Here is a 26,782-nt window from a genome sequence, read left to right as displayed (position 1 = left end):
GCGCAATTTATCTCAGGAGATCGTCATGGAACGTTTCAAATTTCTTCCGCTGTTGGGTCGCATTCTGATCGGGGCACCGTTTGTCATGAGCGGGCTGGGCAAGCTCGGGGCGTATGCCGCAACGGTTGGCTATATTGCGGCCATGGGTCTGCCCGTGCCGCCACTCGCGTTCGTGGTTGCCGTGCTGACCGAGCTGGGCGGCGGCCTGCTGTTGCTGTCGGGCTACAGGGCTCGCGCCGTGTCGTTGGCGATGGCGGTGTTCTGCGTGGTCACTGCAATGTTCTTTCATCACAACTTCGCAGATCAAAACCAGATGATTCACTTTCTCAAGAACGTGATGATGGCCGGTGGCCTTCTGCAGATCACCTGGTTCGGTGCCGGCGCGTTCAGTCTGGACGCACGCTCCGGTCGGGCGGGTTCGCCTACGGCATCCCTGAGCGCGAGCTGAGAAAGATGACGGGCGTCGATATCGTGGTCGACGGCGGAATGAAGGTCTGGCGATCGCCGATCGGTTCTGATGGTTCCACTGCTCGTGATTGCGTGTACCCGCAAGCTACGTTCGTGGAGTATGACGCTCTGATCTACGGGCAGCGCGCCGGCGGCGCGCGTGCCAGATCATCGAGCGCCGCGATGAAGGTCCGAAGCTGGTCCAGTGTAACGCCGTCGAGCATATCCATCGCTCCGGTCGATACGTAGGGTCTAAAAATATAGGCTTTTAAGATGGGGTGCAAGCTCTTACCTTGACGGGTATCGCGTTTTCTTGAGGTAGAACCATGAACATCGACACAGCCGTACTCACCCCGATTCAGGAAACAATGCTGGCGCCGCGCCGGATCGCTTTTCGCACCGGCGGCAGTGCGCACGGCGGCATTACCCGTCTGGCCAGCCCCTCCGATATCGGAGAATTGATCAAGCCTTTTGTGTTCCTCGATCACGCCGTGGTCGCGCCGACCGGCAAGCCGATGTTCGGGATGCACCCGCACTCGGGCATCGCAACACTCACAACCGTGCTGAGTGGCGGAATCTCCTATGCAGACACGACCGGCAAGAATGGCGAACTTCCAGCCGGCGGCCTCGAATGGATGAAGGCCGGCAATGGTGTCTGGCATGACGGAAACGTATTGCCTGGCGAACCCGTACGCCTCTTTCAACTCTGGGTCGCCCTTCCGCCCTCGCTGGAGAATTCGCCGCCGGAAAGCCAGTACATTTCGCCAGCCAAGGTCCAACGGGATGGGCCAGTCCGCGTAATTCTCGGTCGCCATGGATCTGCGGCGAGCGATATCCGCGCGCCTGAAGGCATCAATTACTTCCATGTTCAGCTGAGCGCTGGAGATACGTGGCGATATGTGCCGCCTGCCGGGCACAACGTCTCGTGGCTGGCGATCGATAAGGGCCGCCTGAACGCGTCCGAGCCGATCGAGGCAGGGCAACTCGCCGTGTTCGAGGAGTCCGACGGGGCGCCCATCGAGCTGCAAGCCGAAGACACGACGTCATTCGTCATCGGCTCCGCTGTCAAGCATCCCTATCCACTGGTGCTAGGCAACTACTCGGTGCACACGAGCAAAGATGCGCTTGTGCAGGGCGAGTCGGAGATCCGCCGCATCGGTCGCGATCTGGCCGCGCAGCGTCGCGTCTCCACGGCTCGAAATAGTTGACGGTGTAGCTCTTTTGCCAAACCGTAATTATCTTTTGGAAGGGGCAAGTCATGGCAGGCAGCGCGATTCTTTCACCGGCTGATGTTGCCATCGCTTATTTCGACAGGCTCGACCGCGGCGCACCGGCAACGTGTTTGAGATCCGCCGCGGCCTCATCGAACGCGTCGCCGTCTATCTCGATCCCGACTATGTTTCAGAAGACACCGAACCCTTTCTGTGGAAGGACCGGAAGAGCCAGTGGTGAATGGAGGCGCCGCAGGGGGCAGTTGCGTTCCTGACCTTGTCTCCCAGCGTATCCGCAATGCGGCAGCGAACAATACCGTCTGCCCTCAGAACTGCCAGGAAGATTGAGTCAGTAACTGTTCCGGCATCAGTCGCGTAGCGCAACGCCGCTGCCTGGAGTCCTTTCATGAAAATCGACAACAGACTCGCCTCGAAACGACATTGAGCTATCGCTCGAGAGTGGTAACTGTTCCATGGGGCTTCCACAGAACTTCTGACACTCGATTGATCGACTCGCCTGAAGGCTGGACGCGCGAAATAATAGCCCTGCGCAAAATCTGCCCCTGATTCAAGGGCGAGTAACGCCTCGCGCCCGGTTTCAATACCCTCCACAAGCACTCCAGTTTCACGAACGTTTCGAGGTAACGGAGCGACGCGATCATCAGGCGGCGTTTGCCCACCCGCTAAGGCAGGTCCTCAAGCGCCCCTGCGTTCTCGTACAACTTGAGCAGCATGGAGCGAAGTGCCTGAACGTCGTTTGCCGTGAAACCGGAAAGGACCACCGACTCATGTCGCTTTCCGATGGGGACGATGCGCAGAGCAAGATCCTCCCCCTTTCTCGTGAGGGCAATCCTGATCGACCGTCCATCCGTCGCGCTCCTCTCGCGCTTGACCAGCTCTTGACTCTCAAGACGGTCAATGATCCTGGACAGCGCGGAAATATCCGACGTCGCGTGCAGAGACAGTTCCGACAAGGTCTGGTGCGGTACGTAAAGCAGCGAGGCGCAGACTCGCCACTCGCTGAGGTTCAGGCCAAACGGTTTTAGTGCCTTCGCGAACGCGTTTCCCATCCTGCTGCCGGCACGTGTCAACAGGAAGGGAATCGCCTGTTCGAGTTCTTGCGGTCGCTTGGGTGTCTTCATGGTCGTCGGAAGGTTGAGGGTTTACGTGGGTGCTAATGTTTGAAAATTCAACTATACTCCACCGGAAAGATAATTGAAAAATCAAGTAAATGCCAACCGGGCGACCTCGGATGGTCCGCCCCTTCCTGACGTAAGCAAGGCGTCATACGCTGAACCGGAGAAGATTAATGAGAAACAAGATAGCGCTCGAAGAGCACTTTGCGATCGACCTGACTATCGAGCAATCGAAAGGTTACGCACCTGCCCATGTTTGGGAGATGCTGAAGTCGAATCTGATGGATATCGAGCGGCAGCGACTCGAGCGGATGGAGCAGGGCGGAACCGCGTATTCAATCTTGTCGCTCAACTCGCCTGGCATTCAGGGTATTCCGGACATTCAGGAAGCAGTCGATGTTGCAAGGCGGGCCAATGATGTCCTCGCCGAGCATGTCGCCCGTCATCCGTCTCGCCTGGGAGGATTCGCCGCATTGCCGATGCAGGACCCCGAAGCCGCGGCACTTGAGCTCGAGCGCTGCGTGAAGGAGTTGGGCTTCCATGGCTTCATGGTGAATGGCTTTTCCCAGGTGGGCGACGCGGAAAATGTCGTGTACTACGACGCCCCGCAGTACGCCGATTTCTGGGCGAGCGCGGCGGCGCTCGGCAAGCCCTTCTATATGCATCCTCGGGATCCGTTGCCGTCCCGTGAACCGATCTACGACGGTTTTCCGTGGCTGACCGCCGCGACCTGGGCGTTCGCTGTTGAAACGAGTATTCACGCACTGAGACTGATGACGTCGGGTCTGTTCGACCGCAATCCCGGGTTGCAGATGATTCTTGGCCATCTCGGCGAGGGCATCCCGTACAACGTCTGGCGCATCGACCACATTCTCAAAAAGGCGCCACGCGGACTGCCGTGCAAGCGCAGCGTGGGCGAATATCTCCGGGAGAACGTCTACCTCACGACGAGCGGGAATTTCAGAACGCAGACGCTTCAGTCCGCGATGCTGGAGGTTGGCAGTGATCGGATCATGTATTCAGTCGACTACCCGTTTGAAACGCATGACGAGGCGTCTCAGTGGTTCGACACATGCTCGATCAGCGAAACCGATCGCGTGAAGATTGGACGGGAAAACGCACAGCGTCTGTTCGGTCTTGAATGATACGGGCAACAGGAGAAACAGGATGTCAGTGACGGAATCGGCGCCAGCGGACACCATTCTAGAAAGGTGTTGCGCCGGGTTCGCTGCAAACGGGCAGAGATCCGCGGCGCGCGGCGGCCATGTTGAGAAGGCAGAAACGACCCATTGGCGCGTGATTTCATGCTCAAACGGAGCGAGGTGAAAAATTGACCCCCGATACTGCGCAGCGAGTGGAAGAGGCGCATTCGATCGTCGATATTGGCGTACTGATCGATAGCCAGCCACTGAGTACCTTCCAGAAATGGATCATGGTAATGATCGGTTGCTCGGTGGTGATGGATGGGTTCGACGTGCAGACAATGGGTTTCGTCGCACCAGCGATCGTTCGGACGTGGGGCATCAGCCCGGCTGAACTCGGCCCCGTTTTCGGCGCCGGATTGCTGGGGATGCTCGCGGGCTCCATCGTTCTCGGCGCCATGGCCGATCGCGCGGGGCGCAGGCCGGTGCTGGTCGGCGCGACCGTCTTCTACGGGCTATGCATGCTCGTTACCACCCTGGTTCAGAGCGTGCCGCAATTTCTTGTCATTCGTTTCCTGACCGGTTTCGGTATCGGTGGCGTGATGGGTAACGCTATCGCACTCGTCAGCGAGTACAGTCCGCAGAAACATCGCGCGTCGCTGATGACATGGGTCTCGTGTGGCTTCACGGGTGGGGCAATCGCTGGAGGGCTTCTCTGCGCAGCCCTGCTCCCGTCGATGGGCTGGAGGTCAGTGTTCCTCGTTGGGGGCATCTTGCCGCTGGTCATTGCCGTCGCGATGGCCAGGTATTTGCCAGAATCGCTCCAACTGATGGTGCTCAAACAGCGCAGCCCGGAAAAGATTGTTCGGTGGCTTGGGCGGATCGCGCCGAACGTCCAGGTCGGGCCGGGAACCCGCTTCGCCGTTCACGGGCAGCCGCAGACGGCGGCCTCGGTTGGCGAGCTCTTTCGCCATGGCCGCGGCACGATTACGCTGTTGTTATGGGGTATCAACTTCGCGAACCTGCTCGATCTGTTTTTCCTGTCGAACTGGCTTCCGTTGCTTTCATTGCGAGTGGGCCACGAGGTGTCGACGGCTGTGCTCATCGGTACCTCGTTGCAGATCGGCGGTACTGTGGGTGCGCTGCTGATGGGCCCGTTAATGGACCGCTTCGGCTTCTATCGTGTCCTGACGCTCAGCTTTCTGGTGGCGACATTTTCGGTGGCGTCCGTCGGTCTTCCCGATCTATCAACAGGATTGCGCTATGCAGTCGTGCTGATTAGTGGAATCTGCATTGTGGGTGGGCAGCCGGCAGTCAACGCATTGACCGCGACGCTCTATCCAACCTCGCTGCGGGCCACCGGGGTCGGCTGGAGCCTGGGAATCGGCCGGGCGGGTTCAATCATCGGTCCTGTCGTGGCCGGCCAACTGATCAAGCTGCAATGGTCGAATACCGCGTTGTTTGTCGCGGCTGCGGTGCCCGCATTAGCATCGTGTCTGATGATTGTTTTCCTCAGCCACGCGTCGAGGAGAAATCGGATCGATTGCGCCAGGTGTTAGCGGGTTCAGGAAAAGCCAGAGGGAAACGCTCTATCATTAAATTAGCATTGCTAATGTAAAAGAGATTTCGTGGTGGTGTTCTCTGCGCCGGACTGATCCGCGGAAGATTGGTAACAGGGATGAGTAGTCAAGGAATACGACATGGGCATTTCGATCGTGGTGAATGGCAAGCGACACCTGCTGACCGCAGCAGCTGATACCCCTTTGCTCTACGTGCTGCGCAACGATCTCCAGTTAAACGGTCCAAAGTTCGGCTGTGGAGAGGCGCAGTGTGGCGCATGCACGGTCATGGTCGACAATGATGCGACGCGCTCGTGTGTTTTTCCGGTTGGCGCGGTAGGCACGGCCCGGGTGACCACTATCGAAGGCTTGGGCCACAGCGAACGGTTTCATGCGTTGGAGAGGGCCTTCCTCGCCGAGCAGGCCGCACAGTGCGGCTATTGCTCGAGCGGGATGTTGATGGCCGCGAAAGCGCTGCTGGAGCGAATTCCCGATCCGGACCCGGCGACCATACGGCGCGAGTTGGCCGGCCAGAAATGCCGGTGCGGTGCGCACAACCGAATCGTCCGGGCGATTCAGCGCGCAGCGCAGGAGTTGCGCGGATGAACACCATCAGACTTTCTCGACGCGCGTTTGGCAAGCTGGCTGGGGCGGTAATCGCGACGTTCTCGCTTGCGCCATTCTCTGAGTTTGCGTGGAGCGAGCCCGACCTCCCGGTTGATCTTCGTGCCAATCGCAGGCTTGACGGTTGGATTCGAGTCGACGAGGAGGGCACGGTCACGATCTTCACGGGAAAGGCTGAGCTGGGGCAGGGTATTCTCACCGCGCTCTTACAGATCGCTGCGGACGAACTCGATGTGGATCTGGATCGCGTGCGGATGATGTCTGCGGATACGGCCCGCAGCCCGAACGAGAACTATACCTTCGGCAGCCAATCGGTCGAGCAAGGCGGGGCGGCGTTACGCGCCGCCGCAGCCCAGGCGAGGGCGGTCCTGCTTGGCGTGGCGTGCCGGCGATTCAACGTGTCGGCGGCGGATCTGCGCGTCGAGAACGGTGTCGTGCTGACCGCCGACGGCCGTCGAATGACGTACGCGGAGATCGCGCGGGACGAACGGGAACTTCTCGCGCGCGAGGTGACGGCGGACGTCACGCCAAAGCGTCCGTCGGAATACAAGCTGGTCGGCAAGTCAGTGCCGCGCATCGATTTTCCGGCAAAGTTCACCGGCGGCGCGGCATTCGTTCAGGATATGCGTCTGCCGGGCACGCTTTTCGGCCGTATCGTGCGGCCTCCGAGGTATGGCGCGCAGCTGGTTTCGCTCGACGACGCATCTGTCAGGGCGCTCGCGGGTGTAGTTGCCGTTGTTCGCAATGGCAACTTCCTCGGTGTTGTCGCCGAGCGCGAAGAGCAGGCGATAGCTGCGCGCCGTGCGTTGCAGGAGGCGGCGCAGTGGAGCGCGGACTATGTCGCGTTGCCGGACGTGGACCATCTCCAGCCTGCATTGCTGCGCTGGCGAAGTGCAGATGCCGTGATCGGCGAATCGGGACAGGATACGCCCGTACCCGATAGCGCGACGCAACTGGAGGCGACCTACTCTCGCCCCTACCTTTCTCACGCGTCAATTGGGCCTTCGTGTTCCGTTGCGCAGCTCAAGGACGGACACATGACCGTCTGGTCCCACACGCAGGGTGCGTTTCCACTGCGCGGCAATCTCGCTACGGTGCTTGAAATGCCCATGAACGCGGTCGACGTGGTGCACGTGCCGGGTGCAGGGTGCTACGGCCACAATGGCGCCGATGATGTGGCGCTGGACGCGGCGCTGCTTGCGCGTGAGGTGGCGGGACGGCCGGTCAAGGTTCAGTGGATGCGCGATGACGAATTCGCATGGGCGCCGATCAGTCCGGCAATGGTGATGCGGGTGAAGGCGGCCCTCTCCAGGGAAAGCCGCATTGTCGACTGGAACTATGAAGTATGGAGCAATTCGCACGCAATGCGGCCGGGCCAACCCGGTGGTGTGAATCTGCTGGCCTCCTGGCACCTCGCCAAGCCCTTTCAGCCGTCGGCACCCGTACCGATTCCACAGCCATACGGCAATGGCGACCGCAATGCGGTGCCGCTCTACGATCTGGCGCGCAAGAGGGTGACCAACCATCTGCTGCTGGACGCACCCATTCGCACGAGTTCGCTGCGCACGTTGGGCGCTTACGGAAATGTATTTGCGATCGAGTCGTTCATGGACGAGCTTGCGCTCGCGGCAAATGCCGATCCGGTCGCGTTCCGCCTGGCGCACCTCAGTGATCCGCGTGCGATTGCCGTGGTGCGGGAGGCGGCCGGCCAGTCCGGATGGCAGGTCGGGTTGAAGGGCGACGGGCAGCGCGGACGCGGGTTTGCGTATGCACGTTACAAAAACATTGGGGCGTACGCGGCGATCGTCGTCGACGTGCACGTTGACCGCTCCACGGGCGTGGTCAGTGTGACAAAGGTGAATGCTGCCATTGACGTGGGTCGCGTGATCAATCCTGACGGTGTGAAAAACCAGATCGAGGGTGGCATCGTCCAGGCACTGAGCTGGGCGCTCAAGGAGCGCGTCATGTTCAGTCACACCGAAATCACCACGCGTAGTTGGCAAGACTACCCAATCCTGACCTTCGCCGAGGTGCCGCCGATCAACGTCGTGTTGCTGGACCCTCCCGATGAGGCTTCGCTTGGTGCAGGGGAATGCTCACTCGGCCCGACGGCAGCCGCGCTGGCGAACGCGGTGGCGCATGCAAGCGGTGCCCGCATGCGCGATCTGCCTATGGTGCCGGCCAGGGTTCTCGAGCGTCTCGTCTGATGTGTGCTCGCCCCCCGATCAGGGGCGAGTTCAGTCCGATTGAGTGAAAGATGCACGGTTAGCTTCCACCGCAGATAAGAACTCAATTGATCGGCCATCTCGGGGACTGGTAGCAGCGTCAAGCGAACCGTTCAAAGAATCGAAGAAGACCAGCCGCGGAACGGCAGAGAGCGCCTCGCGTCGTGAAAACACGACTCAAGGCGAAATCAGGTTGTGACACGGCTCCGGAGCTACGTCTGGTAGGCAGGGGATAGAAGAGGGAGATTGCATTTGGAAACTCAAGTCATCATTGTCGGAGCTGGACCGGTAGGACTGACACTTGCGATCGATCTTGGCAGGCGCGGCATAGCGTGTGTGCTTGTCGAGCAAAAGGCGGAGCCCCAGTTTCTGCCGAAAATGGAGCGTTGCAACGCACGGACCATGGAGATTTTTCGGCGGCTGGGCCTCGCGGACCGTATCCGGGCGGCCGGCATGCCCGAGGACGTCCCCATGGACGTCCAGATCATCCGCTCGATGGTGGAGCCGCCGATCCTGCGCTTGCCCTATCCATCGGTGGCGGAGGCTCGCGCGCTGACGCGCGGGAACCACGCCGGCCGCCTGCCGCTCGAACCCTATCAGCTCATTTCGCAGTACACGCTGGAGCCGCTTCTTCTGGACGTGGCCGAGCAATTGTCAGCGGTCACGGTAATGCGGAGTACTACGTTTCTGGAATTCACCGAGCAGGGAGACGGCGTTCTGGTGGCGGTCAATGACGCCGACGGTGCGAGGAGAACATTGAAGTCAGCCTACCTCGTGGGCTGCGACGGTGGCGCGAGCCGCGTACGTAAGCAACTGGGCATCCGTCTGCAGGGCGAGGGCGACATTGCGCGGCTGAGGCAGGGCCTGTTCTATTGTGAGCAACTGTACGGGCGACTGCCGATAGGCAACGGACCGAGCCGGGGGCGGCACTATCTGGTAGCTGGCGGACCTCCTACCTTCATGATCATGCAGGACTCGACGCGTCACTGGACGGTCCATTCCGCCGTCGAGAGCGATGACGATATGCGACGGATGTTCGAACGGATCATCGGCGTTCCGCTGCCCTACGAGATGCTGTATTGCGCGGAATGGCGGCAGAACCTGTTGCTGGCCGAACGCTATGGAGAGGGAAGGGTGTTTCTCGCGGGCGATGCAGTGCACCTCGTGATTCCTACGGGCGGTCTCGGCATGAATACCGGCATTGGCGATGCCACCGATCTTGCCTGGAAGTTGGCCGCCACGCTGCAAGGGTGGGGCGGACCGGGGTTGCTGGCCTCCTACGAAGCTGAACGGCGTCAGATTGGCGAGTGGGTCGTTGGCGCATCGCGCTATGCGTCGCTAGGATACCGGGCCTGGTTGGCAGAGGTGCGCCCTGAGGTCGGAGACGATACGCCCGCAGGGGCGGCTGCTCGCGCTCACCTTGTCGAAGTGGCGAACGTGCAGCAGCGCAAGTCGAACGAGATGATCGGCGCAGAGCTGGGCTATCGCTATGTGGATTCGCCCATTATCGACAATGTGCCGGGCGGCCCGCAGCACGATCTGCGTGTCTATCTTCCCACCACCTGGCCGGGCGCGCGGCTTCCCCATATGTGGCTCAACGACGGAAGCGCCATCCAGGACCGGCTACGGTCGGACTGCTACACGTTGATCGATGTCGCCGGTGGGCACGATGCGAGCCCGCTTCTCGCCGCTTTCGAAGCGCACGGCGCACCGCTCGATGTGCTCGTGGTCCCGGATTTCGCGCTGGGCGCCGTCTATGAGCGCGACCTTGTCCTCGTACGGCCCGACATGCATGTCGCGTGGCGCGGCGACCGACTCCCGCAGGCTGTCGATGATCTCGTCACGAGGGTGATCGGACATAGCAACATGAACCACGCATCGGATTCGGTCAGCAACCGCTGACCGAACCGGGCTGAATCGAATCGATATTCGGTCAGCCCATACGCGGTAAGTCCGACGCGCGACGGCGCAGATATGTCGCCGCCTTGTTGGGTCTCTCACCCGGACGCACAGCGTGACCTTGAACGTGACCGATGACGAAGGCCTCGCCTGTGCATCCAGTCAGAGCGGGAATTATCGAGCTCTCTGCAACTTATGGGATTTCAACAACATTGGAGACGGACGAATGAGTTCACGGTTGAATCGGGTCAGAGGTGGCCACTCATGGCACCAGGTGTTCTGGTGGGCGCTCTTGTCGGCTGCGGCATGTGCGGCGAGCGCATCGCATGCGCAGAGCTCTGTCACCCTGTATGGGGTCATCGATACCGGCGTTGAATATGTGACGAACGTCGGTCCTAAAAAATCCAGCTCAGTGCACATGCCGTCTCTCACGTCCTCGCTGCCATCACAGTGGGGCCTCCGTGGCAAAGAGGATCTGGGTGGTGGTCTGAGTGCGGTTTTTGTATTGGAGTCGGGTTTTGCCCCGTCACAGGGCACGCTGAATCAAGGGGGGCGTTTGTTTGGCAGGCAGGCCTATGCCGGGCTTTCCGGGCAGTGGGGGACCTTGACGCTTGGCCGGCAATATTCGCAAATCTTTTGGGCGGTATTAACGGGCGACACGTTAGCGCCAAATATCTATGCCGCTGCCGATCTGGACCCCTACTTGACGCAGCCGCGAGTAGACAATGCGATCGCCTATACCTTCACGTCATCGGGGCTGACCGTAGGCGTGACGTATTCGCTTGGACGTGACGCGGTGGATAGTGCGCCGGCCGGAGGGTGTGCCGGCCAATCGCCGACCGACTGGCGGGCCTGCAAGGCAATCTCTGCCATGCTGAAATATGACGCGGGGAAATGGGGCGTAGCGGCGGCCATCGATCGCAACTACGGTGGGGGTGGCACCGGTTCGCCCCTGCCGCTTAGCTCGCAAACCGACACGCGCGCCGTCATCAATGGCTACGTGAAGTTTGGCAACTCGACTTTCGGCGCGGGATTCCTCCATCGAATCAATCACGGAGAGCAGACGCCGACCGTTTTCGACGCGACCAGCAACTACTGGTGGATCGGTGGGTCCTATTTTCCCCTTCCGGATATTGCTCTTGACGCACAGTTCGGCCATATCACTGTGAGCAGCAGCGCCTCGGGAGGCTCCGTGATCGCAGCGCGCGCGATGTACTTCCTGTCCAAGCGCACCTCGGTGTACGTCAACGCAGGGCGTGTGTTCAATCAGCGCAACGCAGCGTTCTCGATTGACGGTGGCGTGGTCCCGCCCGCTTCGACGCCATTGCCAGGCGTGGATCAAACCGGCGCGATGGTGGGTATTCGCCACCTGTTCTAAATGGCCCGTGGCCACTTGATGTCGCTGCGTCTCGAACAGCAACAGGCTTTTACGGACCATACGACTCATCCAGTTCGACGTCCTGCAATGCGTCGGCCGATTCGTCCGTCGTGCCTGATGCGGTTTCATGCGATCGTTCAGGCGCCTTGATCACCGGTCCCGGCATCTTGCCCGCACCCTCGTCGATGCGCCGCGCGACATACGAAAAGAACGGGTTCGATGCGATCCGGAACATGGAATCGAGCGTGAGGATCAACGTGCCGCGTTCCCCGCGCGGATTCAGCGTGCCGAAATTCGCATTGAAATTTTCATCTGTTCCGGGTTGCGAGCCATAGAGCGGATCGGTCACCGGGAATGGAATGGCGACGTGCGACAACGAGAAGATATCCGGTGGATAGTCGACTCCCAAAGGCTGTACGTGCTCTTCCGTTTCGCCGGCCTCGATGGTTCGCACGACGGTTTTGCCCGAGTCCGAGCTTGCGTTAGCGATGACGGTCGTGCGGTAGTTCTGCGGCCCTATGCGTAGAAGACGTCCGAGCGCGCCGTACGATGCCGCCCGCAGAAAAGTGCGGAATTTCACGCTGCGGTTGACATCGAACAATACGATCTCACTGCCGTTCTCGGGAAGCCGGTCGTAGAGCGCCGACATCACTGCAGGCGCGCTGACGGTGAAATCGGTCACTGACTGGAACGTCAGCACGGGCGGCAATTCGACGAGGCGGTCCTCACGCTGCAGCCTCAGGATCTGTTCCTGAAGGGCGTGCGTCAGCAGGTAGGACTGGCGTGCGCCGTTGACCGGAAACGAATTGTATTTAAAGGGATTGAACTCGGGCACCACCCCGAGCCAGGCAGCCTTGGCGAACGCCGGGAAGACCGCCGGCAGGCCGGCAAGCCCAGCAAAGCGGGCGTAACGGGTGACGCCGATCATCGGTGAGATCAGCACGAGGCGGGTGGGGCGCGCGAGGGATTTATCCTCGATGGCGTCCAGCGCATATTGCAGCGCGAGCGCCGCGCCATTCGAGAATCCGACCAGTTCCAGCGGCTTGTCAGGACCGACGCGCCGGCGCGCTTCGCGTACCGCGAGCCGAGTCGCCGCGGCCCAGTCGCGCCATTCGATCTGAGTCAGGGCTGCAGGAACCGTGCCGTGTCCCGGCAGACGGATGCCGATGGCGACAAAGCCATGATCCCGGTAGCGGCGCGCGATGTGGCGCAGACTGTAGGGCGAATCGGTCAGGCCGTGTAGCAGCACCACTGCACCGACTGGCGTGCCTGACGGTTCGAGAATGTATGACCGGTTCCAGTTCTGGGCAAAGTGCTCCGGATAGACGGGCGAGCCCTCGTAGTAGCGGTTTGAGGGCACGCGCGCGGCCGCGTCCAGCTTTTCGACGACGTTCGTGTGAACGTCGTTGAATATGCGGTTCTCCGCGACCATGTAGCCGTTCCAGTCGCTGGCGTCCATTTCCTTGATCGTCATTTCGCGCGGCACGTAGGTATGCCAGACCGAGAGGCCCGGTCCTCGCTGCGAATACCACGCGCGAAAGCCTAGCGCGGATATCAGCAGCAGGACAACGATCAACACGCTTATCTTTGCCACCTGGAGTGTCGTGCGTCGCATTCATGCCCTCTCATTGAGGTTGCACTGCGGGAAGGGTTCTCTATTTCTCTATTCTTGCAAAGCTGCCGGCCGAAGCGGCGCCAACGAATCAAATCGTAACGGTACCAGCAACCAGACCATAAACACCGCCGAGGGCGGCGATTACAAGCACAATGAAGAGCAGCCATTCCCCGAGGATGAATAACGGCTTTCCTTGCTCGCGTCGGGCAAGGAAGAACAGCAGGGAGCCCGGCGCATACACAATCGCGGACAGCAGCAGGAATTTCATGCCGCCCGCCCAGATCATTCCGAACGCGTACAGCGTCGCGATCGCGCCGCATATGAGGTCCAGCGTGCGCTCACGTGAATCGGTCTCGTAGGTCTTGCCGCTCAAGGCGAGCTTCGTGCCGTAAGCGGCGACCAGAAGATACGGCACGAGCGTCATCGCGCTGGTCATCTTGAGCGCCAGCAGGAACGCGTACTCCGCGAAGGGGCTGACGATGAGGAAGATCTGGATCAGCAGATTGGAGACCACCAGCGCCGCAAGTGGCGCCTTGTTCCTGTTTTCCCGGGCGAGAAATGCCGGCATGGTGCCATTCTTCGCCGCGGCGAACAGTATTTCCGCCGCAAGCAGCGACCATGACAGATAGTTGCCGAGAACGGATATCAGGAGGCCGACGCTGATGAACACCGCGCCCCATGGACCGACGACCGCTTCGAGCACGCCAGCCATCGACGGATTGCGGATCCCGCCCAGTTCAGGCCGCAGCAGCACGCCGTAAGACAGCATCGTGACCAGGACGAGAAGACAGAGAACCCCAATGAAGCCGAGCACGGTGGCGATGCCGACATCGTTGCGATTCTTTGCATAGCGCGAGTACACGCTGGCGCCTTCGATGCCGACAAAGACGAACACGGTGACGAGCATCGTGCTGCGCACCTGGTGAAAGAGGGAGCCCAGCTCGTGGCCTTCGCCGCCCCAGAAATTCAGCGCGAAGACATCGGCCTTGAAGCCGAACAGGACAAAGACGATGAAGAGGGAGATCGGGACGATTTTCGCAATCGTCGCGACCGTGTTCAGGAAGGCAGCTTCGCGGACGCCGCGCAGTATCAGCCAGTGCACTGCCCAGAGCAGAATCGATGCGCTGATCAGCGCGACGGGGGTCGTGCCGTCGCCGAACACGGGAAAAAAGGCGCCCAGCGTCGACTTGATCAGGATCAGGCACGCGACATCGGCAAGACAGCAGCCGGCCCAGTATCCGAACGCGGAATTGAAGCCCAGGTATTCTCCGAATCCGGCCTTCGCATAGGAGTAGATGCCGGCATCGAGATCCGGGCGCCGTCGCGACAGCGTCTGGAACACGAACGCGAGCATCAGCATTCCGGTGCCGGCGATGAGCCACGCGATCAGCGCGCCGAAACCGCCCGTCGCACGGGCAAATGCAGCGGGGAGCGCGAAGATCCCCGAACCGACCATCGAACCTACGACTAACGCAATCAACGCGCGCAACGAAAGCTTTTCTGTATTTGACGTTGTCACGGCATGCTCCGTCTTGAAGTCTTCGATCCGGGATCTACAACATTCCTCCGTCCATTCGCCGGGATCGCTGGTGGTCGTTTCTCCGCGGTACGCCACTAGACCCAATGCCCTGATACTCGCGCAGAATGCCGCATCCCGCAAGAAAGCTGACGATAAATCGCGATGCTCCGTCCTGCGCATATACGGATGAACGATACATGGGCTCAAGCTCACCAGGTTGGCTGCCCGGTCGACGATGTGTTCGAAATGACCTGATTCAGTTGTGCTGCTCCGGTTTGCGGACCGCGCAATCGGGTCGGTTTTGACGCTCCGCCTGACGTGCCGGTTGCACACCGATATGACAAGGTCGGCGGCCCTGTTCTACGTGTCGGGCAGATCCACGGAAACTTTCCTTTTGTCATGCATCTCCTATGATGGTGCTGGGGCGGCGCGACAGATCGTGCCGCCCCAGGTCTTTCGTTTCCAGTGAGGAGAACCGTCGATGAACGGCAAGACTCTGTGTGGCATTGCTGCGAGTGTGATCGTATTGGCGGCGTGTGCACCGCCTCCGCCTGCTGCACCGCTTCCCCCTGGCGTTTCGCAGGCGCCAGCGGGGTCCGTGTTCTATGGCCGCGTCGAATCGATCGAACCGGTCACGCAGCAGACGGGCAGCTCCGGTGTGCTCGGTACAGTGATCGGCGGCGTGGCCGGCGGTGTGCTGGGCAACCAGATCGGCGGCGGCACCGGCCGCACGATCGCAACTATCGGCGGTGTCGTCGCGGGCGGTGTGGCGGGCAACCAGCTCGAACGGCGGGCCAACAGCGGCACGGAAACCATCTACCGCGTAAACGTTCGGCTCGACGACGGGCGTCTCGCAACGGTGACGCAGCGCAATCTCGGCAATCTGCGTGTGGGCGACAGGACCCAGGTGGCGAACGATATGGCAACGCCGTACTGAAGCAGCACGGACAGGCGAGCCGCCGACGCCAACGCGCGCGGCGGCTTTCTTGTATTCGCTCATCGTGCGCGAGGCAGGAGCGGGCATCACCCGATGCAACTCGCTCGAATCGTTTCGGCGTGGCGCCATGACACCCCATCGGGACATGGTGATACCCATCCAGCAACGCCACGCATGTCAAGGCTGCAGTGAGGCATCACAATTGTTATGCCCCTGGCCTTACGCGTTGAGTGCATTCTTGTAGATCTTCCCGTCCTTCATGATGATGAGAAAGTTCTTCTCCGGATCTGCGACGAGCTCAATGTTCTCAACAGGATTGCCATCGACGAGCAACAGATCGGCAAACGCCCCTTCTTCCACCACCCCTAACTTGCCGGGATAGGGATTGCGTGGTCCGGACAACGCGAGCAACTGGCCATTGGTCGCCGTGGCCATCTTCAACGTTTCGGCTGGCGTGTACCAGCGGACCAGGTGCGTCAACATGGCGCCCTGGCGCCTGGCGAGCACGGGCGAAAACAGCAGGTCCGAGCCGAACGCCGTCTTGATCCCGTGTTTTTTCGCGAGCGTGTATGCGGTGTTGGTGCCCGCGAAAACCTGGAGCATCTTGTCCCGACTGGAACCGGTCAGCGGAACGAAGTCGTCCTCGCTCACGAACGGTTGAGTGCTCAACCATGTGCCGTTCTTTGCCATCAGGCTGGCCGTTGCATCGTCCATCAGATGGCCATGTTCGATGCACTTGACGCCCGCCGCGAGCGATCGGTGGATGGCATGCGACTCATAGGCGTGCACCAGGACGTAACTGCCCCAGTCCTCGGCGGTTTCCACCGCAGCGCGCAACTGAGACTCGGTGAACGTGAGCATGTCCAGCGGACTGCGAGGGGTGGAGACGCCGCCACTGCCCACGAGCTTGATCTGCGACGCGCCCTGCATGAACTGTTCACGCACGCGCAGGCGGACTTCGTCTGCGTTGTCGGCAATGATGCTGCCGCCCGTCTGCTCCGAGCTGGTGATCCTGCCGCCGGATCTCGGCAGGTCCGCCAGCGAGCGAAAGTCGCCATGACCGCCCGAGGTGGTGATCATCGCGCCTGAAGGATAAATGCGCGGACCCGATATGAGTCCCTCGTCGATTGCCTGTTTCAGCGCGAAGGCCGGGCCGCCCGCATCGCGCACCGTGGTGAAGCCGCGCATCAACGTACGCTCGGCCTCCGCGCTTGCGGCCAGATGGATGTAGCCCACGTCCGCGCTCAGCAGGACCTGGATCGGGAGGGCGGCGATCATCGCATGCCAGTGCATATCGATGAGACCAGGCATCAGCACGCGGCCGCCGCAGTCGATCACCTGCGTGCCGTCGGGCACGGCAGGTTTGCCCTGCGTCAGGGAGTGGATGCGATTGCCATCCACGAGCAGATAGAGTCTGTCGCGCAACGTGCCGGATATTCCGTCGAACAGCCGGAAGTTCGTGAAGAGGATAGGGTGTGCGGGATTGACGGGCGGGGGTGCCGTCTGCGCACTGGCGAGTTTCGGCAGGACAAGCATCAGCATGGAGGCGGCCATGCCCGCAACGAAGCCCCGTCGCGAGAGATCCGCGCTGATCCGGTTGTTCAGAAACTCGATTTCCGACTTCTGGCAGAAGCAGGCGAACGGATGGCCCGATGCTTCCTTATCGCCCGGTTTGCGAGAGAACATGAATCACCTCTTTCTCGTTCATCGAAGGGTTGGTGGGGTGCGTTTGCGGTCGCGCTGCGTTGATGTACCGTCGCCGCGTTGATTGTCGCGGCACCGCGCGCGCCAACGCATCAGCGCATCAGCGGACCATGCCGGCGACGCAGATATGCGATGAACTGACGCTGGTCACGGACAGGCACGCTACTCAATCGGAACCCAGCGGCCGCCCGAGAATTCCCAGGCATCGTGTTCGGGTGTCCATCGTCCCGGGCGCCAGCGCCAGCCCGGCTTGCCCTCGCTCCAGACCCCAGGTATCCATTCGAAGTTGCCGTCTCTCCACTGCCAACGACCTGGAATCCATACGAAGTAAGGGCGCTGTGCACCTGCTTCTACGCGCGGTTGCGGTGGTCGGGCCTGTCCCTTCAGCGGTGGCGGCCGACGCGGGCTTCGCTCCCGCACGCCGGGTTCCGGCTGATTGGCGGGTAGCGGAGGCGGCTCCTGGTTTTCAGCGAAAACGGCGCGCGCCGGTGCGAGCGATGCTGCGGCGACCAACGTCATTGCGAAGAGGAGCGTCCGTCGATTCATTGCTGTTTCTCCAGATACAGTGAAAGGTCAGATGCATCGGGCAGGGCGTAGTGACTTCTTGCGCAGCGCGCGGCAGGCATCACGCCGCGCGGGGTGTGACCGTATTGTCATTGCCGAAGCCCGGGGAGAACAGGTCCAGCGTCGATTTGATAAATAGCCGGCAGGAGACGTCGCAAACCCAGCTTCCAGCCCGGAAGCCCTGCGCCGCGGTGAAGCCAGGTTCATCACCGAAGCGGTCCTTCGCATATGCGTGGACACCGGCGTCGAGTTCGGGTTTGCGTTGAGCGAGTCTCTGAAAGACAAAGGCCTGCATCGACATCGCCACACTGGCGATCATCCAGGCAACCAGCGCGCGAGGGCCATCGGTCGCGCGCCCGAATGCGGAGGGGAGTGGAACAATGCCGGCGCCGGCCATTGAGCCGACAACGAGCGGGATGAGCGAAATGACCGCCCCAGGGGAAAGCTTCTGTTCTGACGATGAGGTCATGGTGCCTGATCTTGAAATTGTTTAATTGTTTGCTGGTCCTGGGTGTCCCAGCTAGCCGTGCTCGAAGCCGGACAATTTGCGTATCTTCACTGAAGTGCATCCTGAACGAATTTGCAAGATATTCGTGCCAGGGTAACGCGCAAGCCTCATTGCGACAAAAATTTCATCTCGTTTCGACCGTTGCGCCTGCAGGTGACCTCATCCGGAATCCAATCCGTCGCATCGACGCCGTGGACAACATTTCGCATAACTTAATCAACAATTCGATCAATTGAGTCGAAACGCAAAATTATTCCGATGCGCGATTAAACGCCTGGCAGGCTCTTTATGCACCCATTTTGCTGAACATTGCAACCGGTATTGGTGCCTGATCACCGGATAGCTGGCCGAAGCGTCTCGCGTTGCTCAGGGAGGGTGCGTCGCCAATTCGAATGCGACGGTTTTGTGACGCTCGATCCAGCCGAACGGGGAGGGCCGTTGTGACGCGCAGCGTTGCTGCGCCGCCAGGGAAGACGCCGGAAAATGCACGCAGACTGTTACAATCGATGCTCTTTTGTCATTGGCTGTGCGCTATGGGCTTCGAACAACTTGCCGCATTGAGAGATCAACTCGCGAAAAAACCCGACCCCAAGCCGGCGGTTAAGGCGCCTCGCGCACGCCGGGCTGCGCCCGAGGCGCGGTCGAAGCCGGTCGACCCGGTGGTGCTGACGATCGCGAAGCTTCAAAAGCGATTCCCGCAGGCATTTCCGAAGAATCCGGCGCCCAAGGTGCCGCTCAAGATCGGTATCTTCGAAGACCTGATGAAGCACGCGCAGGAACTCGCACTAAGCGAGGCGGAATTGCGCGATGCGCTCAGGACATGGTGCCGCGGAAGCCGCTACTGGGCATGCCTCGTCGAAGGTGCTGCACGAGTCGACCTGACGGGCGGCGAAGCGGGCAACGTATTGGCTGCCGATGCGACGCGTGCGCTGCGACTGAAGGCGGCTCGCGCAGCGAGGGCGCCGAAGCCGGAGGCGGCGGCGGAGAAGCCGGCCTGATCGATGCGGGGCCCGGACAGGCTGCGCGGCGGATGGTGATCCGCAAAATCGATGAGAAAGCTCGAAGTGCCAATCGCGACAGCGGGACACGGCTGCGACCCATCGCGGCCGGTTTTGACGGGTAACGAACAGTCTGTCCGAAGGTGACAGACTGTCAAACGTATCAAAGCCGACCTGCGCTCTCGTTTATTTCCCTCTTCCTCTGGCCTCGCGGCTGGGTCTTCCCGGATTTCGCCTGCGATGCGGCATCGCGCAAGTCGATGCCTGGCTTCGGGGCAAGGAGGGTGGCCTCGAAGGCCTGCAAATCCGGCCGATGAGAGGGCTTCGTCTTAAGCCAGCCAAACAGGGCCGCACCCGAGAGACCGATCACGCCGATGATCGCGGGCCAGAACTTTACGATAAATACAACAACCGCTGCGGTAACCATTGTCAAACTCCCGTTAAGCATTACCTTCGCGAGTGCTTCAAACGATGCAGGTCTGCGTCGCGGATACGCGATTCGCGTGTTTCCGACGTCGTCTTGCGCAACTGGTCTTGCGCAACTCGTCGTGTTGCGTCGCCGCGACAGGCCGCTTTCAGACACGGAGCCGGTGGTCCACATCAACGCCGCGCCTGTTATCACTCGTCTGGATCGAGCTTACGCCTTCGCGGCGGACCTTGATCGAGAAACATCACGGCTTTTGTGATGTCGCTCGCATAAGCCGTCCCGCGGTACGTTATGGCGGGCAGCACGGGGCGAACGATCGTTCCGGCCAGAACGTCGGACCAGCATCGATTGCTGTCTCAGGGGCGCTACGCCGTGGATCGTGACGCCTGTTCCGGGTAGCAGGCACGCCGCCCAGGTATCGCTGGCTCCAGCAAATTGCAGGCAGCCTGGATTGGCTGCACTCCCGTCGACCCTGGCACGGTCGTTACTTCCCGCGCGGCGCAGCGCCTGCAATCGACGACTGACCGGCGCAGCATGGCTCATGCGACCTGGCTCCAACGTGTTATCGCCAAAGGCGACATCTGGTCGTGCGACGGGTTCAACTGGTTGCGCATGCAACCAGACTCTCCTATTCTGCGCTGACACGCCGAAGATATTTTAAGGCGCTCGCGGCCATGTGCCAGGAGGCAGCGATGTCAGCGGTCGACAATCCGCATTCCACCAGCGCCAGTTCGGACGCAGAGGGCGAGCAGGCGCTGCGCGTCCAGCTGGCCGGCACCTATCGCGTGTTCGCGATGCTCGGCTGGACCGAACTGATCTACAACCACATTACGGTCCGGCTACCCGGCCCGGATTCGCACTTTCTGATTAACCCGTTCGGGCTCCATTACGCCGAGGTGAATGCGTCGAATCTGGTCCGCGTCGACCTGGACGGACGCATCGTCGGTGAGTCGGCATACCGGGTGAATCCTGCCGGTTTTGTCGTGCACGCAGCCATCCATCGCGCGCTGCCTGATGCCCATTGCATCATGCACACGCATACCACGGCAGGGCTGGCAGTTGCGTGCTCGGAGATCGGGCTGGAGAACGCCAACTTCTATTCAGCGCAACTACACGGTATGGTTGCGTATCACGATTTCGAAGGCATTACAGTGCGCCCTGACGAGGGGCCACGACTGGTCGCGAATCTCGGCGGCAAGCCGCTGATGATTCTGCGCAATCACGGCCTGCTGTCGATCGGCGAAACGATTGCACAGGCGTTCGTGCGGCTCTGGACGCTCAACCGCGCCTGCGAAGTTCAGCTCGCGACCGCGGCGCTAGGGGCGGCGCGCCACATTCCTGACGAGGTCGCAGCGCGTTGCACACGCGATGCATTGCAGTTCGATCCGCGCTACGGTGCGGGTGAGGATGTGCTTGCTGCGCTGTTGCGTCAGGTCGATCGTATCGATCCGTCATACAAGGAGTAACGCAATCATGGGTGGGCAGCAAAACAGGACAGCCGTGGTCGGTGCAGGCGCGATCGGTGGGTTGATCGCCGCGGCGGCCGTGCGCGCCGGCCACGCCGTGAGCGTCCTCGCGCGCGGCAAGACGCTCGATGCGCTTCGCGCGGATGGTATTCGCATCGTCGGTGAAGAAAGCGAGACCGTCGCGCGGGTGGTGGCCGACGACGATGCCACTACGTTTGGCCTGCAGGACTTCGTGGTCGTCGCGCTGAAGGCTCAGGCGCTTCCGGCCGTCGCCGCGAGCCTGCGGCCGATGATCGGGCCACAAACGGTGATCGTAGCCGCAATGAACGGCTTGCCGTGGTGGTTTCTGAGCGGCATGCAAGGGCCGCTCGCCGGCCAGCATATCGAGGCGGTGGACCCTGAAGGCAGGGTGTCGGCCGCGCTGCCGCCGGCGCAATCAATCGGCTGCGTCGTGCATCTGTCTTCGTCGACTGACGCACCCGGCGTGATCCGGCGCGGCCGCGGCAATCATCTGATCGTTGGCGCACCGGTTCCGGCGCTCGCCGCGCAGGCGAACGCGTTCTCCACGGCACTGCGCGAGGGCGGCTTCGAAGTCGCCGCATCGGACGACATCCGCTCGGAAATCTGGGTCAAGCTGTGGGGCAACATGAACATGAATCCGCTGAGTGCATTGACGGGTTCGACGGCCGATCAGTTGCTCGACGATCCGCTCACGTACGCGTTGGTGTTGCGGATGATGGAGGAGGCCGACGCCATCGGCAGACGACTGGGTCTGTCGACGCGTATGGAGCCGCCGGAGCGGGTCGCGGTGACGCGCAAACTCGGTGCGTTCAGAACCTCGATGCTGCAGGATTTCGAAGGCGGCCGCCCGCTCGAGATCGGTCCGATACTGGGGGTGTTTCCTGAACTTGGCCGCCGGCTCGGTGTGCCGACGCCGTTCTGCGACGCGGTTCTCGGATTGCTGCGTCAACGCGCCTCGAACAGCGGGCTTTGAAGGGGCTGTCCCTGGCCGGAGTGGGCCTGGAACAGTCCGCGTCCGGCGCTGGATGGCAGGCGTGCCGCACCCACCCTCATCGGCCGCAGCGCCTGGCGGCACCGCGCGACCCTAATCATCCCTGCCGCGCCAGCATGCTTTCGATTACCTTGTCGAGCGCCTCGCCAAGCATGACTTTTTCCTTCTCATCGAGACAGTCGAACAGATCGACGTTCCACTTGCGCGCGATCGGCATCACTTTTTTGTAGAGCGCCCGTCCTTCGGCCGTGAGTGAAACCAGTACCACCCGTCCATCTTCCTTGCTTGCCTGCCGCTGCACGAGCCCCTGTCTGATGAGCGCCTCGGCCGCGCGGCTAGCCTGACTCTTGTCGAGGTTCGCATGCCGCGCCAGGTCCATGATGGAGAATGGCCCGAACGAACCTACTGAAGCAATGACGCGCGCTTCAGGCAGGGTGACGTCGAGCTTGTCCTGATAACGCTCGCTGATGCCGCGTTCAGCGAGCTTGTTCAGTACATGCAGGCGATACGTCAGAAACTGTTCGAGTCCGGCTTTGGCGGATGCCTTCATGGTGCTCCCGGGGTGAGTGGATGCGGTCGTGGCGATGTGATTGTTGCCGCATCCGCCGGGCGGGTCAACGCGTGCCGAATTTCAGTCGCGTAAGCTGCTCGGCCTCGTTTGCAAGCAGGCGTGCAGCGTCGCGGATCGCTACGTCGAGCGTAATCGGGCCTGGTGCCGGCGAAAAGCAACCCGTGAAGTGTTCCGTGAGACGCGGCAGCGCCGCGGAGTCGACGGCGCCTGACAGCAGCGTGGCCGGCACGCCGGCCGCCTGCGCGTGGCGGCAGGCGATGAAGGGCGCCTTGCCGTGCAGCGTCTGCACGTCCGAGCGGCCTTCGCCGGTGATCAGCCAGTTCGCGCCTTCGAGCGCCGCATCGAGGCCGATCTGCTGCGCGACAACTTCTGCGCCGGGCTGGAACTGTGCGCCGAGCATATGCAGCGCGAAGCCCAGACCGCCCGCCGCGCCCGCACCTGGCTCGTTACGTGCGGCACGGTTCAGCGCAGGTTCGAGCAGATCCGCAAAGTGCGCGAGCGCAGCATCGATCGTCGCGATCTGGTTGGGCTGCACCCCTTTCTGCGGACCGAACACGGCCGTCGCGCCGTGCTCGCCGGTGAGCGGGTTGTCGACGTCGGACATGCCGATGAACGTCGCCTCGGCGAGCCGTGCGTCGAGTTGCGACACGTCCACGCGCGCGACCTTCGCCAGCTTCTCTGGCGCCGGTTCCAGTTCCTGTCCTTGTGCGTCGAACAGTTTCATGCCGAGACCGGCGAGGAGACCCGCGCCGCCGTCATTGGTGCTGCTGCCGCCAAGCGCCACGAAAAAGCGCCGCACACCGGCGTCGAGGAGCACGCGGATCGCTTCGCCCATGCCGCGCGTGCTGCGCGCTTCGACTGGCACACCCATGCCGACCGGATCCGTGATGCTGACGATTTCCGCCGTTTCGATGATCGCGCTGCCGTCCGCGAGCAACCCGGCCGCCGCTTCGCGGACCGGTCCCGCCGCACCGCGCACCGTTAGCTTGCGGCGCTCGCCGCCGCGGGTGAGCATGGCGTCGAGCGTGCCTTCGCCGCCGTCGGCCATCGGGCAGATGCGTACGACGGCGTCTGGCCGCGCGCGCTGCACGCCGGTTGCGATGGCCTCGGCGACCTGCTCGGCGCCGAGCGAGCCTTTGAAGGAATCGGGAGCGATGACGACGACGGGCGTGGACGGCGGGTTAGGCATGGTGTCTCTTGATGGTTGGGATGGTGGCGAATCTCGGGCGGCTGGTTCGGCTGCGACTGCGTCCGGCCGCGTGCGATAGCTTAGCAGCCCAGCGGCGGCTGCTGAATAACGCGGGCGGCATAGCGGGCATCGAGTGCGGAATCGCCGTGCCGCAACCGCCCGGATTGTGCACCTCGCGGGGCGAAATCAGCGCGAAAAGCCGCGCAAACGTCGAATCCCGGCTAGGCGCGCAAATAGTTTGCTAAAATATTCGGCTCCTCTGACCCAAACCGTGCTGCTGGCGGCCTGAGAGCCCGCGGCGACAGGCGCGCGATTGATGCAACGCGAGCCTGCTTTGCGACTTCGCAAGGCAAGCCCTGTAAAGCAGACATCGACAGGCGGCACGGCAAAGATAACTGATTCGCTCGAATAATTTTAGGACGATTGAAGCCATGGCTAACGTTGTTGAGAACCTCGGCAAGCTCGAACGCCGCGTGACGATTTCCCTGCCGAAGGATGCCGTGCAGAAGGAAGTGGATTCGCGTATCCGCCAGATCGCAAAGAACGTGCGCATGCCGGGTTTCCGCCCGGGAAAGGTGCCGCTCAAGATGGTGACGCAACAGTATTCGGGCCAGGTGGAAGCCGAAGTGCTGAGCGACAAGGTTGGCAAGGAATTCTTCGACATCAGCCGCGCCGAGAACCTGCGCGTGGCCGGCCAGCCGAGCTTTGCGCCGAAGGCTGACGTCGCAGAAGGCGACTACGCGTTCGACGCGACCTTCGAGGTCTATCCGGAAGTGAAGCTGGGCGACGTTGCCACGGCCGAAATCGAGCGCACCACGACGTCCATCAGCGATGCTGAAGTCGACCGCACGCTGGACATTCTGCGCAAGCAGCGCGTGCACTTCCACGCACGTGGCGAAGCCGGCGAACACGGCGATGGCGGTGCCGACACGGCAGCGAAAGACGGCGACCGCGTGACGGTCGACTTCGTCGGCAAGATCAACGGCGAAGTGTTCCAGGGCGGTAGCGCAGACGACTTCGCCTTCGTGCTCGGCGAAGGCCGCATGCTGCCGGAATTCGAAAAGGCTGCGCTTGGCCTGAAGGCCGGCGAAGCGCGCGAATTCGACCTCGGCTTCCCTGAGGACTATCACGGCAAGGACGTGGCCGGCAAGACCGCCCAGTTCGCTATCACGATGAAGAAGATCGAATGGCCGCACCTGCCGGAAATCGACGCTGAATTCGCCAAATCGCTCGGCATCGAAGACGGGGATCTGACGAAGATGCGCGCCGAGATCAAGGACAACCTCGAACGCGAAGCAAAGCGCCGCACGCAGGCCATCGTCAAGAACCAGGTGATGGACGCGCTCCTGAAGATTTCCGAACTGGACGTGCCGAACGCGCTGATCGAACAGGACCAGCAACGTCTCGTCGAAATGGCCCGTCAGGATCTGCAGCAGCGTGGCGTGCCGAACGCGGCCGACGCACCGATTCCGGCAGAAATGTTCAAGGAGCAGGCCGAGCGTCGCGTGAAGCTGGGCCTCGTACTGGCCGAACTCGTGAAGGCGAACGAGTTGCAGGCGAAGCCGGAGCAGATTCGTGCCGAAGTCGACGAATTCGCCAAAAGCTACGAAGACCCGAAGGAAGTCGTCCGCTGGTATTATTCGAACCAGCAGCGCCTTGCTGAAATGGAAGCGTACGTCGTTGAAGCCAATGTCGTCGATTTCGTCCTCAACAAGGCCAAGGTGACGGACAAGGAAGTGAGCTTCGAAGAACTGGCAAGCGCAACGGCGCAGTCGTAAGCGTTGTTGCAACGGCGTGCCGGCTGTCGGAGCGACGGCCCGCACGCCGTTTTTTTATGCCCGGCGTGCCGCGGGGCTTGAAACGCGGGTTGTCATACTCACTTGCCTCACGTACTAGAACATTTCCAGACAAGGATCCATTGCATGACCTTTCGCGCTCAATTGCTGGACACGTTGGCCTCCCACGCGCCGCGGGATCTCGAGGCGCAGGCGCTCGGACTTGTTCCGATCGTCGTGGAAACAAGCGGGCGTGGCGAGCGCTCGTATGACATCTACTCGCGTCTGCTGAAGGAGCGTGTGGTGTTTCTTGTCGGCGAAGTAAACGACCAGACGGCCAACCTCGTTGTGGCGCAGCTGCTGTTCCTCGAAAGCGAGAATCCGGACAAGGACATCAGCTTTTACATCAACAGCCCCGGCGGTTCGGTGTCAGCCGGGATGGCCATTTACGACACGATGCAGTTCATCAAGCCGGACGTCTCGACGCTGTGCATGGGCCTTGCAGCCAGCATGGGCGCGTTCCTGCTGGCGGCAGGCGCAAAGGGCAAGCGTTTCGCGTTGCCGAACGCGCGAGTGATGATTCACCAGCCGCTGGGGGGCGCACGGGGGCAGGCATCGGACATCGAGATCCAGGCACGCGAAATCCTGTACCTGAAGGAGCGTCTGAACCAGCTGCTTGCGCACCACACGGGGCAGCCGGTCGAGCGCATCGCACGCGACACTGACCGCGATAATTTCATGTCCGGTGACGATGCACAGGCTTATGGTCTCGTCGACCAGGTGCTGCACAAGCGTCCTTGATCTGGTGCGTATGCCCCAAATCAGGGCAAGGGGTCAGAGTAAAATCCTTTAAATGTAGCTGACCCGTCCCTGAGC

General features: G+C 61.5%; 24 protein-coding genes. 15 read left to right on the top strand and 9 right to left on the bottom strand.

Going from position 1 to position 26,782, the window contains the following annotated elements:
- Window positions 1–25: 25 nt before the first annotated feature.
- The 3 genes from P3T23_RS24700 to P3T23_RS24690 all read left to right on the top strand — a co-directional run bounded on the left by P3T23_RS24700 (window position 26) and on the right by P3T23_RS24690 (window position 1,655).
- A complete protein-coding gene (locus P3T23_RS24700) occupies window positions 26–448 on the top strand; it encodes a DoxX family protein (RefSeq protein WP_429318745.1) in 423 nt (140 codons plus the stop codon).
- A 5-nt stretch (window positions 449–453) separates the two neighbouring features.
- Complete coding sequence (locus tag P3T23_RS24695; protein WP_429318744.1) at window positions 454–696, top strand: hypothetical protein; 243 nt, start codon at window positions 454–456, stop codon at window positions 694–696.
- 77 nt (window positions 697–773) lie between these two features.
- Window positions 774–1,655: a pirin family protein gene (locus P3T23_RS24690; protein ID WP_429318743.1), complete on the top strand. Its 882-nt coding sequence runs from the start codon at window positions 774–776 to the stop codon at window positions 1,653–1,655.
- 686 nt (window positions 1,656–2,341) lie between these two features.
- Here the strand turns inward: P3T23_RS24690 and P3T23_RS24685 are convergent.
- Window positions 2,342–2,728: a MarR family winged helix-turn-helix transcriptional regulator gene (locus tag P3T23_RS24685; protein WP_429318742.1), complete on the bottom strand. Its 387-nt coding sequence runs from the start codon at window positions 2,726–2,728 to the stop codon at window positions 2,342–2,344.
- 239 nt (window positions 2,729–2,967) lie between these two features.
- Between P3T23_RS24685 and P3T23_RS24680 the strand changes: the two genes are divergently transcribed.
- The 6 genes from P3T23_RS24680 (at window position 2,968) to P3T23_RS24655 (ending at window position 11,621) form a co-directional block, all read left to right on the top strand.
- Window positions 2,968–3,939: an amidohydrolase family protein gene (locus P3T23_RS24680; RefSeq protein ID WP_429318741.1), complete on the top strand. Its 972-nt coding sequence runs from the start codon at window positions 2,968–2,970 to the stop codon at window positions 3,937–3,939.
- Between the two features lie 185 nt (window positions 3,940–4,124).
- Window positions 4,125–5,495 carry an MFS transporter gene (locus tag P3T23_RS24675; RefSeq protein ID WP_429318740.1) on the top strand — a complete coding sequence of 457 codons (1,371 nt, stop codon included), beginning with the start codon at window positions 4,125–4,127 and terminating at the stop codon, window positions 5,493–5,495.
- Between the two features lie 141 nt (window positions 5,496–5,636).
- Window positions 5,637–6,101, top strand: coding sequence for a (2Fe-2S)-binding protein (locus P3T23_RS24670; RefSeq protein ID WP_429318739.1), 465 nt, complete (start codon window positions 5,637–5,639; stop codon window positions 6,099–6,101).
- Window positions 6,098–8,326 carry a molybdopterin cofactor-binding domain-containing protein gene (locus P3T23_RS24665; protein WP_429318738.1) on the top strand — a complete coding sequence of 743 codons (2,229 nt, stop codon included), beginning with the start codon at window positions 6,098–6,100 and terminating at the stop codon, window positions 8,324–8,326. Before P3T23_RS24670 ends, P3T23_RS24665 begins: the two co-directional genes overlap by 4 nt.
- A gap of 270 nt (window positions 8,327–8,596) precedes the next feature.
- Window positions 8,597–10,246, top strand: a complete 1,650-nt coding sequence (locus P3T23_RS24660; RefSeq protein WP_429318737.1) for an FAD-dependent monooxygenase — start codon at window positions 8,597–8,599, stop codon at window positions 10,244–10,246.
- A gap of 223 nt (window positions 10,247–10,469) precedes the next feature.
- Window positions 10,470–11,621, top strand: a complete 1,152-nt coding sequence (locus tag P3T23_RS24655) for a porin (protein ID WP_429318736.1) — start codon at window positions 10,470–10,472, stop codon at window positions 11,619–11,621.
- A 49-nt stretch (window positions 11,622–11,670) separates the two neighbouring features.
- On the opposite strand, the gene P3T23_RS24650 is transcribed toward P3T23_RS24655, so the two are convergent.
- Entirely contained in the window at window positions 11,671–13,236 is a 1,566-nt protein-coding gene (locus P3T23_RS24650) for an alpha/beta hydrolase (protein WP_429318735.1), read from the bottom strand.
- Window positions 13,237–13,324: 88 nt separating this feature from the next.
- Window positions 13,325–14,755, bottom strand: a complete 1,431-nt coding sequence (locus P3T23_RS24645) for a basic amino acid/polyamine antiporter (protein WP_429318734.1) — start codon at window positions 14,753–14,755, stop codon at window positions 13,325–13,327.
- Between the two features lie 481 nt (window positions 14,756–15,236).
- Between P3T23_RS24645 and P3T23_RS24640 the strand changes: the two genes are divergently transcribed.
- Entirely contained in the window at window positions 15,237–15,692 is a 456-nt protein-coding gene (locus tag P3T23_RS24640; RefSeq protein ID WP_429318733.1) for a glycine zipper 2TM domain-containing protein, read from the top strand.
- 219 nt (window positions 15,693–15,911) lie between these two features.
- On the opposite strand, the gene P3T23_RS24635 is transcribed toward P3T23_RS24640, so the two are convergent.
- The 3 genes from P3T23_RS24635 to P3T23_RS24625 form a co-directional block, all read right to left on the bottom strand.
- On the bottom strand, window positions 15,912–17,378 hold the full coding sequence (locus P3T23_RS24635) for an amidohydrolase family protein (protein WP_429318732.1): 1,467 nt from the start codon (window positions 17,376–17,378) through the stop codon (window positions 15,912–15,914).
- A 180-nt stretch (window positions 17,379–17,558) separates the two neighbouring features.
- Window positions 17,559–17,942, bottom strand: a complete 384-nt coding sequence (locus P3T23_RS24630) for a YXWGXW repeat-containing protein (protein WP_429318731.1) — start codon at window positions 17,940–17,942, stop codon at window positions 17,559–17,561.
- Window positions 17,943–18,021: 79 nt separating this feature from the next.
- Window positions 18,022–18,429, bottom strand: coding sequence for a hypothetical protein (locus tag P3T23_RS24625; protein WP_429318730.1), 408 nt, complete (start codon window positions 18,427–18,429; stop codon window positions 18,022–18,024).
- Window positions 18,430–19,001: 572 nt separating this feature from the next.
- On the opposite strand from P3T23_RS24625, the gene P3T23_RS24620 reads away from it, so the two are divergent.
- Window positions 19,002–19,466 carry a ProQ/FinO family protein gene (locus P3T23_RS24620; RefSeq protein ID WP_429318729.1) on the top strand — a complete coding sequence of 155 codons (465 nt, stop codon included), beginning with the start codon at window positions 19,002–19,004 and terminating at the stop codon, window positions 19,464–19,466.
- 163 nt (window positions 19,467–19,629) lie between these two features.
- Here the strand turns inward: P3T23_RS24620 and P3T23_RS24615 are convergent, their stop codons facing one another.
- The gene (locus tag P3T23_RS24615; protein WP_429318728.1) at window positions 19,630–19,893 is read right to left on the bottom strand and encodes a hypothetical protein; all 264 of its coding nucleotides are present in this window, start codon (window positions 19,891–19,893) and stop codon (window positions 19,630–19,632) included.
- 692 nt (window positions 19,894–20,585) lie between these two features.
- Here P3T23_RS24615 and P3T23_RS24610 point away from each other — a divergent pair.
- Together P3T23_RS24610 and P3T23_RS24605 are read left to right on the top strand one after the other, a co-directional pair.
- Window positions 20,586–21,359, top strand: coding sequence for a class II aldolase/adducin family protein (locus tag P3T23_RS24610; RefSeq protein WP_429318727.1), 774 nt, complete (start codon window positions 20,586–20,588; stop codon window positions 21,357–21,359).
- Complete coding sequence (locus P3T23_RS24605) at window positions 21,340–22,353, top strand: 2-dehydropantoate 2-reductase (protein WP_429318821.1); 1,014 nt, start codon at window positions 21,340–21,342, stop codon at window positions 22,351–22,353. The genes P3T23_RS24610 and P3T23_RS24605 overlap by 20 nt, the downstream gene beginning before the upstream one ends.
- A 115-nt stretch (window positions 22,354–22,468) precedes the next feature.
- On the opposite strand, the gene P3T23_RS24600 is transcribed toward P3T23_RS24605, so the two are convergent.
- Window positions 22,469–22,921, bottom strand: a complete 453-nt coding sequence (locus P3T23_RS24600) for a MarR family winged helix-turn-helix transcriptional regulator (protein ID WP_429318726.1) — start codon at window positions 22,919–22,921, stop codon at window positions 22,469–22,471.
- Window positions 22,922–22,985: 64 nt separating this feature from the next.
- Window positions 22,986–24,131, bottom strand: coding sequence for a glycerate kinase (locus P3T23_RS24595; RefSeq protein ID WP_429318725.1), 1,146 nt, complete (start codon window positions 24,129–24,131; stop codon window positions 22,986–22,988).
- Between the two features lie 431 nt (window positions 24,132–24,562).
- Here P3T23_RS24595 and tig point away from each other — a divergent pair, with 431 nt between their 5' ends.
- Together tig and clpP are read left to right on the top strand one after the other, a co-directional pair.
- Window positions 24,563–25,909: a trigger factor gene (tig, locus tag P3T23_RS24590; protein WP_429318724.1), complete on the top strand. Its 1,347-nt coding sequence runs from the start codon at window positions 24,563–24,565 to the stop codon at window positions 25,907–25,909.
- Between the two features lie 144 nt (window positions 25,910–26,053).
- Entirely contained in the window at window positions 26,054–26,707 is a 654-nt protein-coding gene (gene clpP, locus P3T23_RS24585; protein ID WP_133663277.1) for an ATP-dependent Clp endopeptidase proteolytic subunit ClpP, read from the top strand.
- Window positions 26,708–26,782 lie beyond the last annotated feature (75 nt).

The sequence above is a fragment of the Paraburkholderia sp. GAS448 genome (assembly GCF_050435685.1).
In the GTDB taxonomy this organism is placed as follows: Bacteria; Pseudomonadota; Gammaproteobacteria; order Burkholderiales; family Burkholderiaceae; genus Paraburkholderia.
This window is presented reverse-complemented; position numbering and strand designations above follow the sequence as displayed.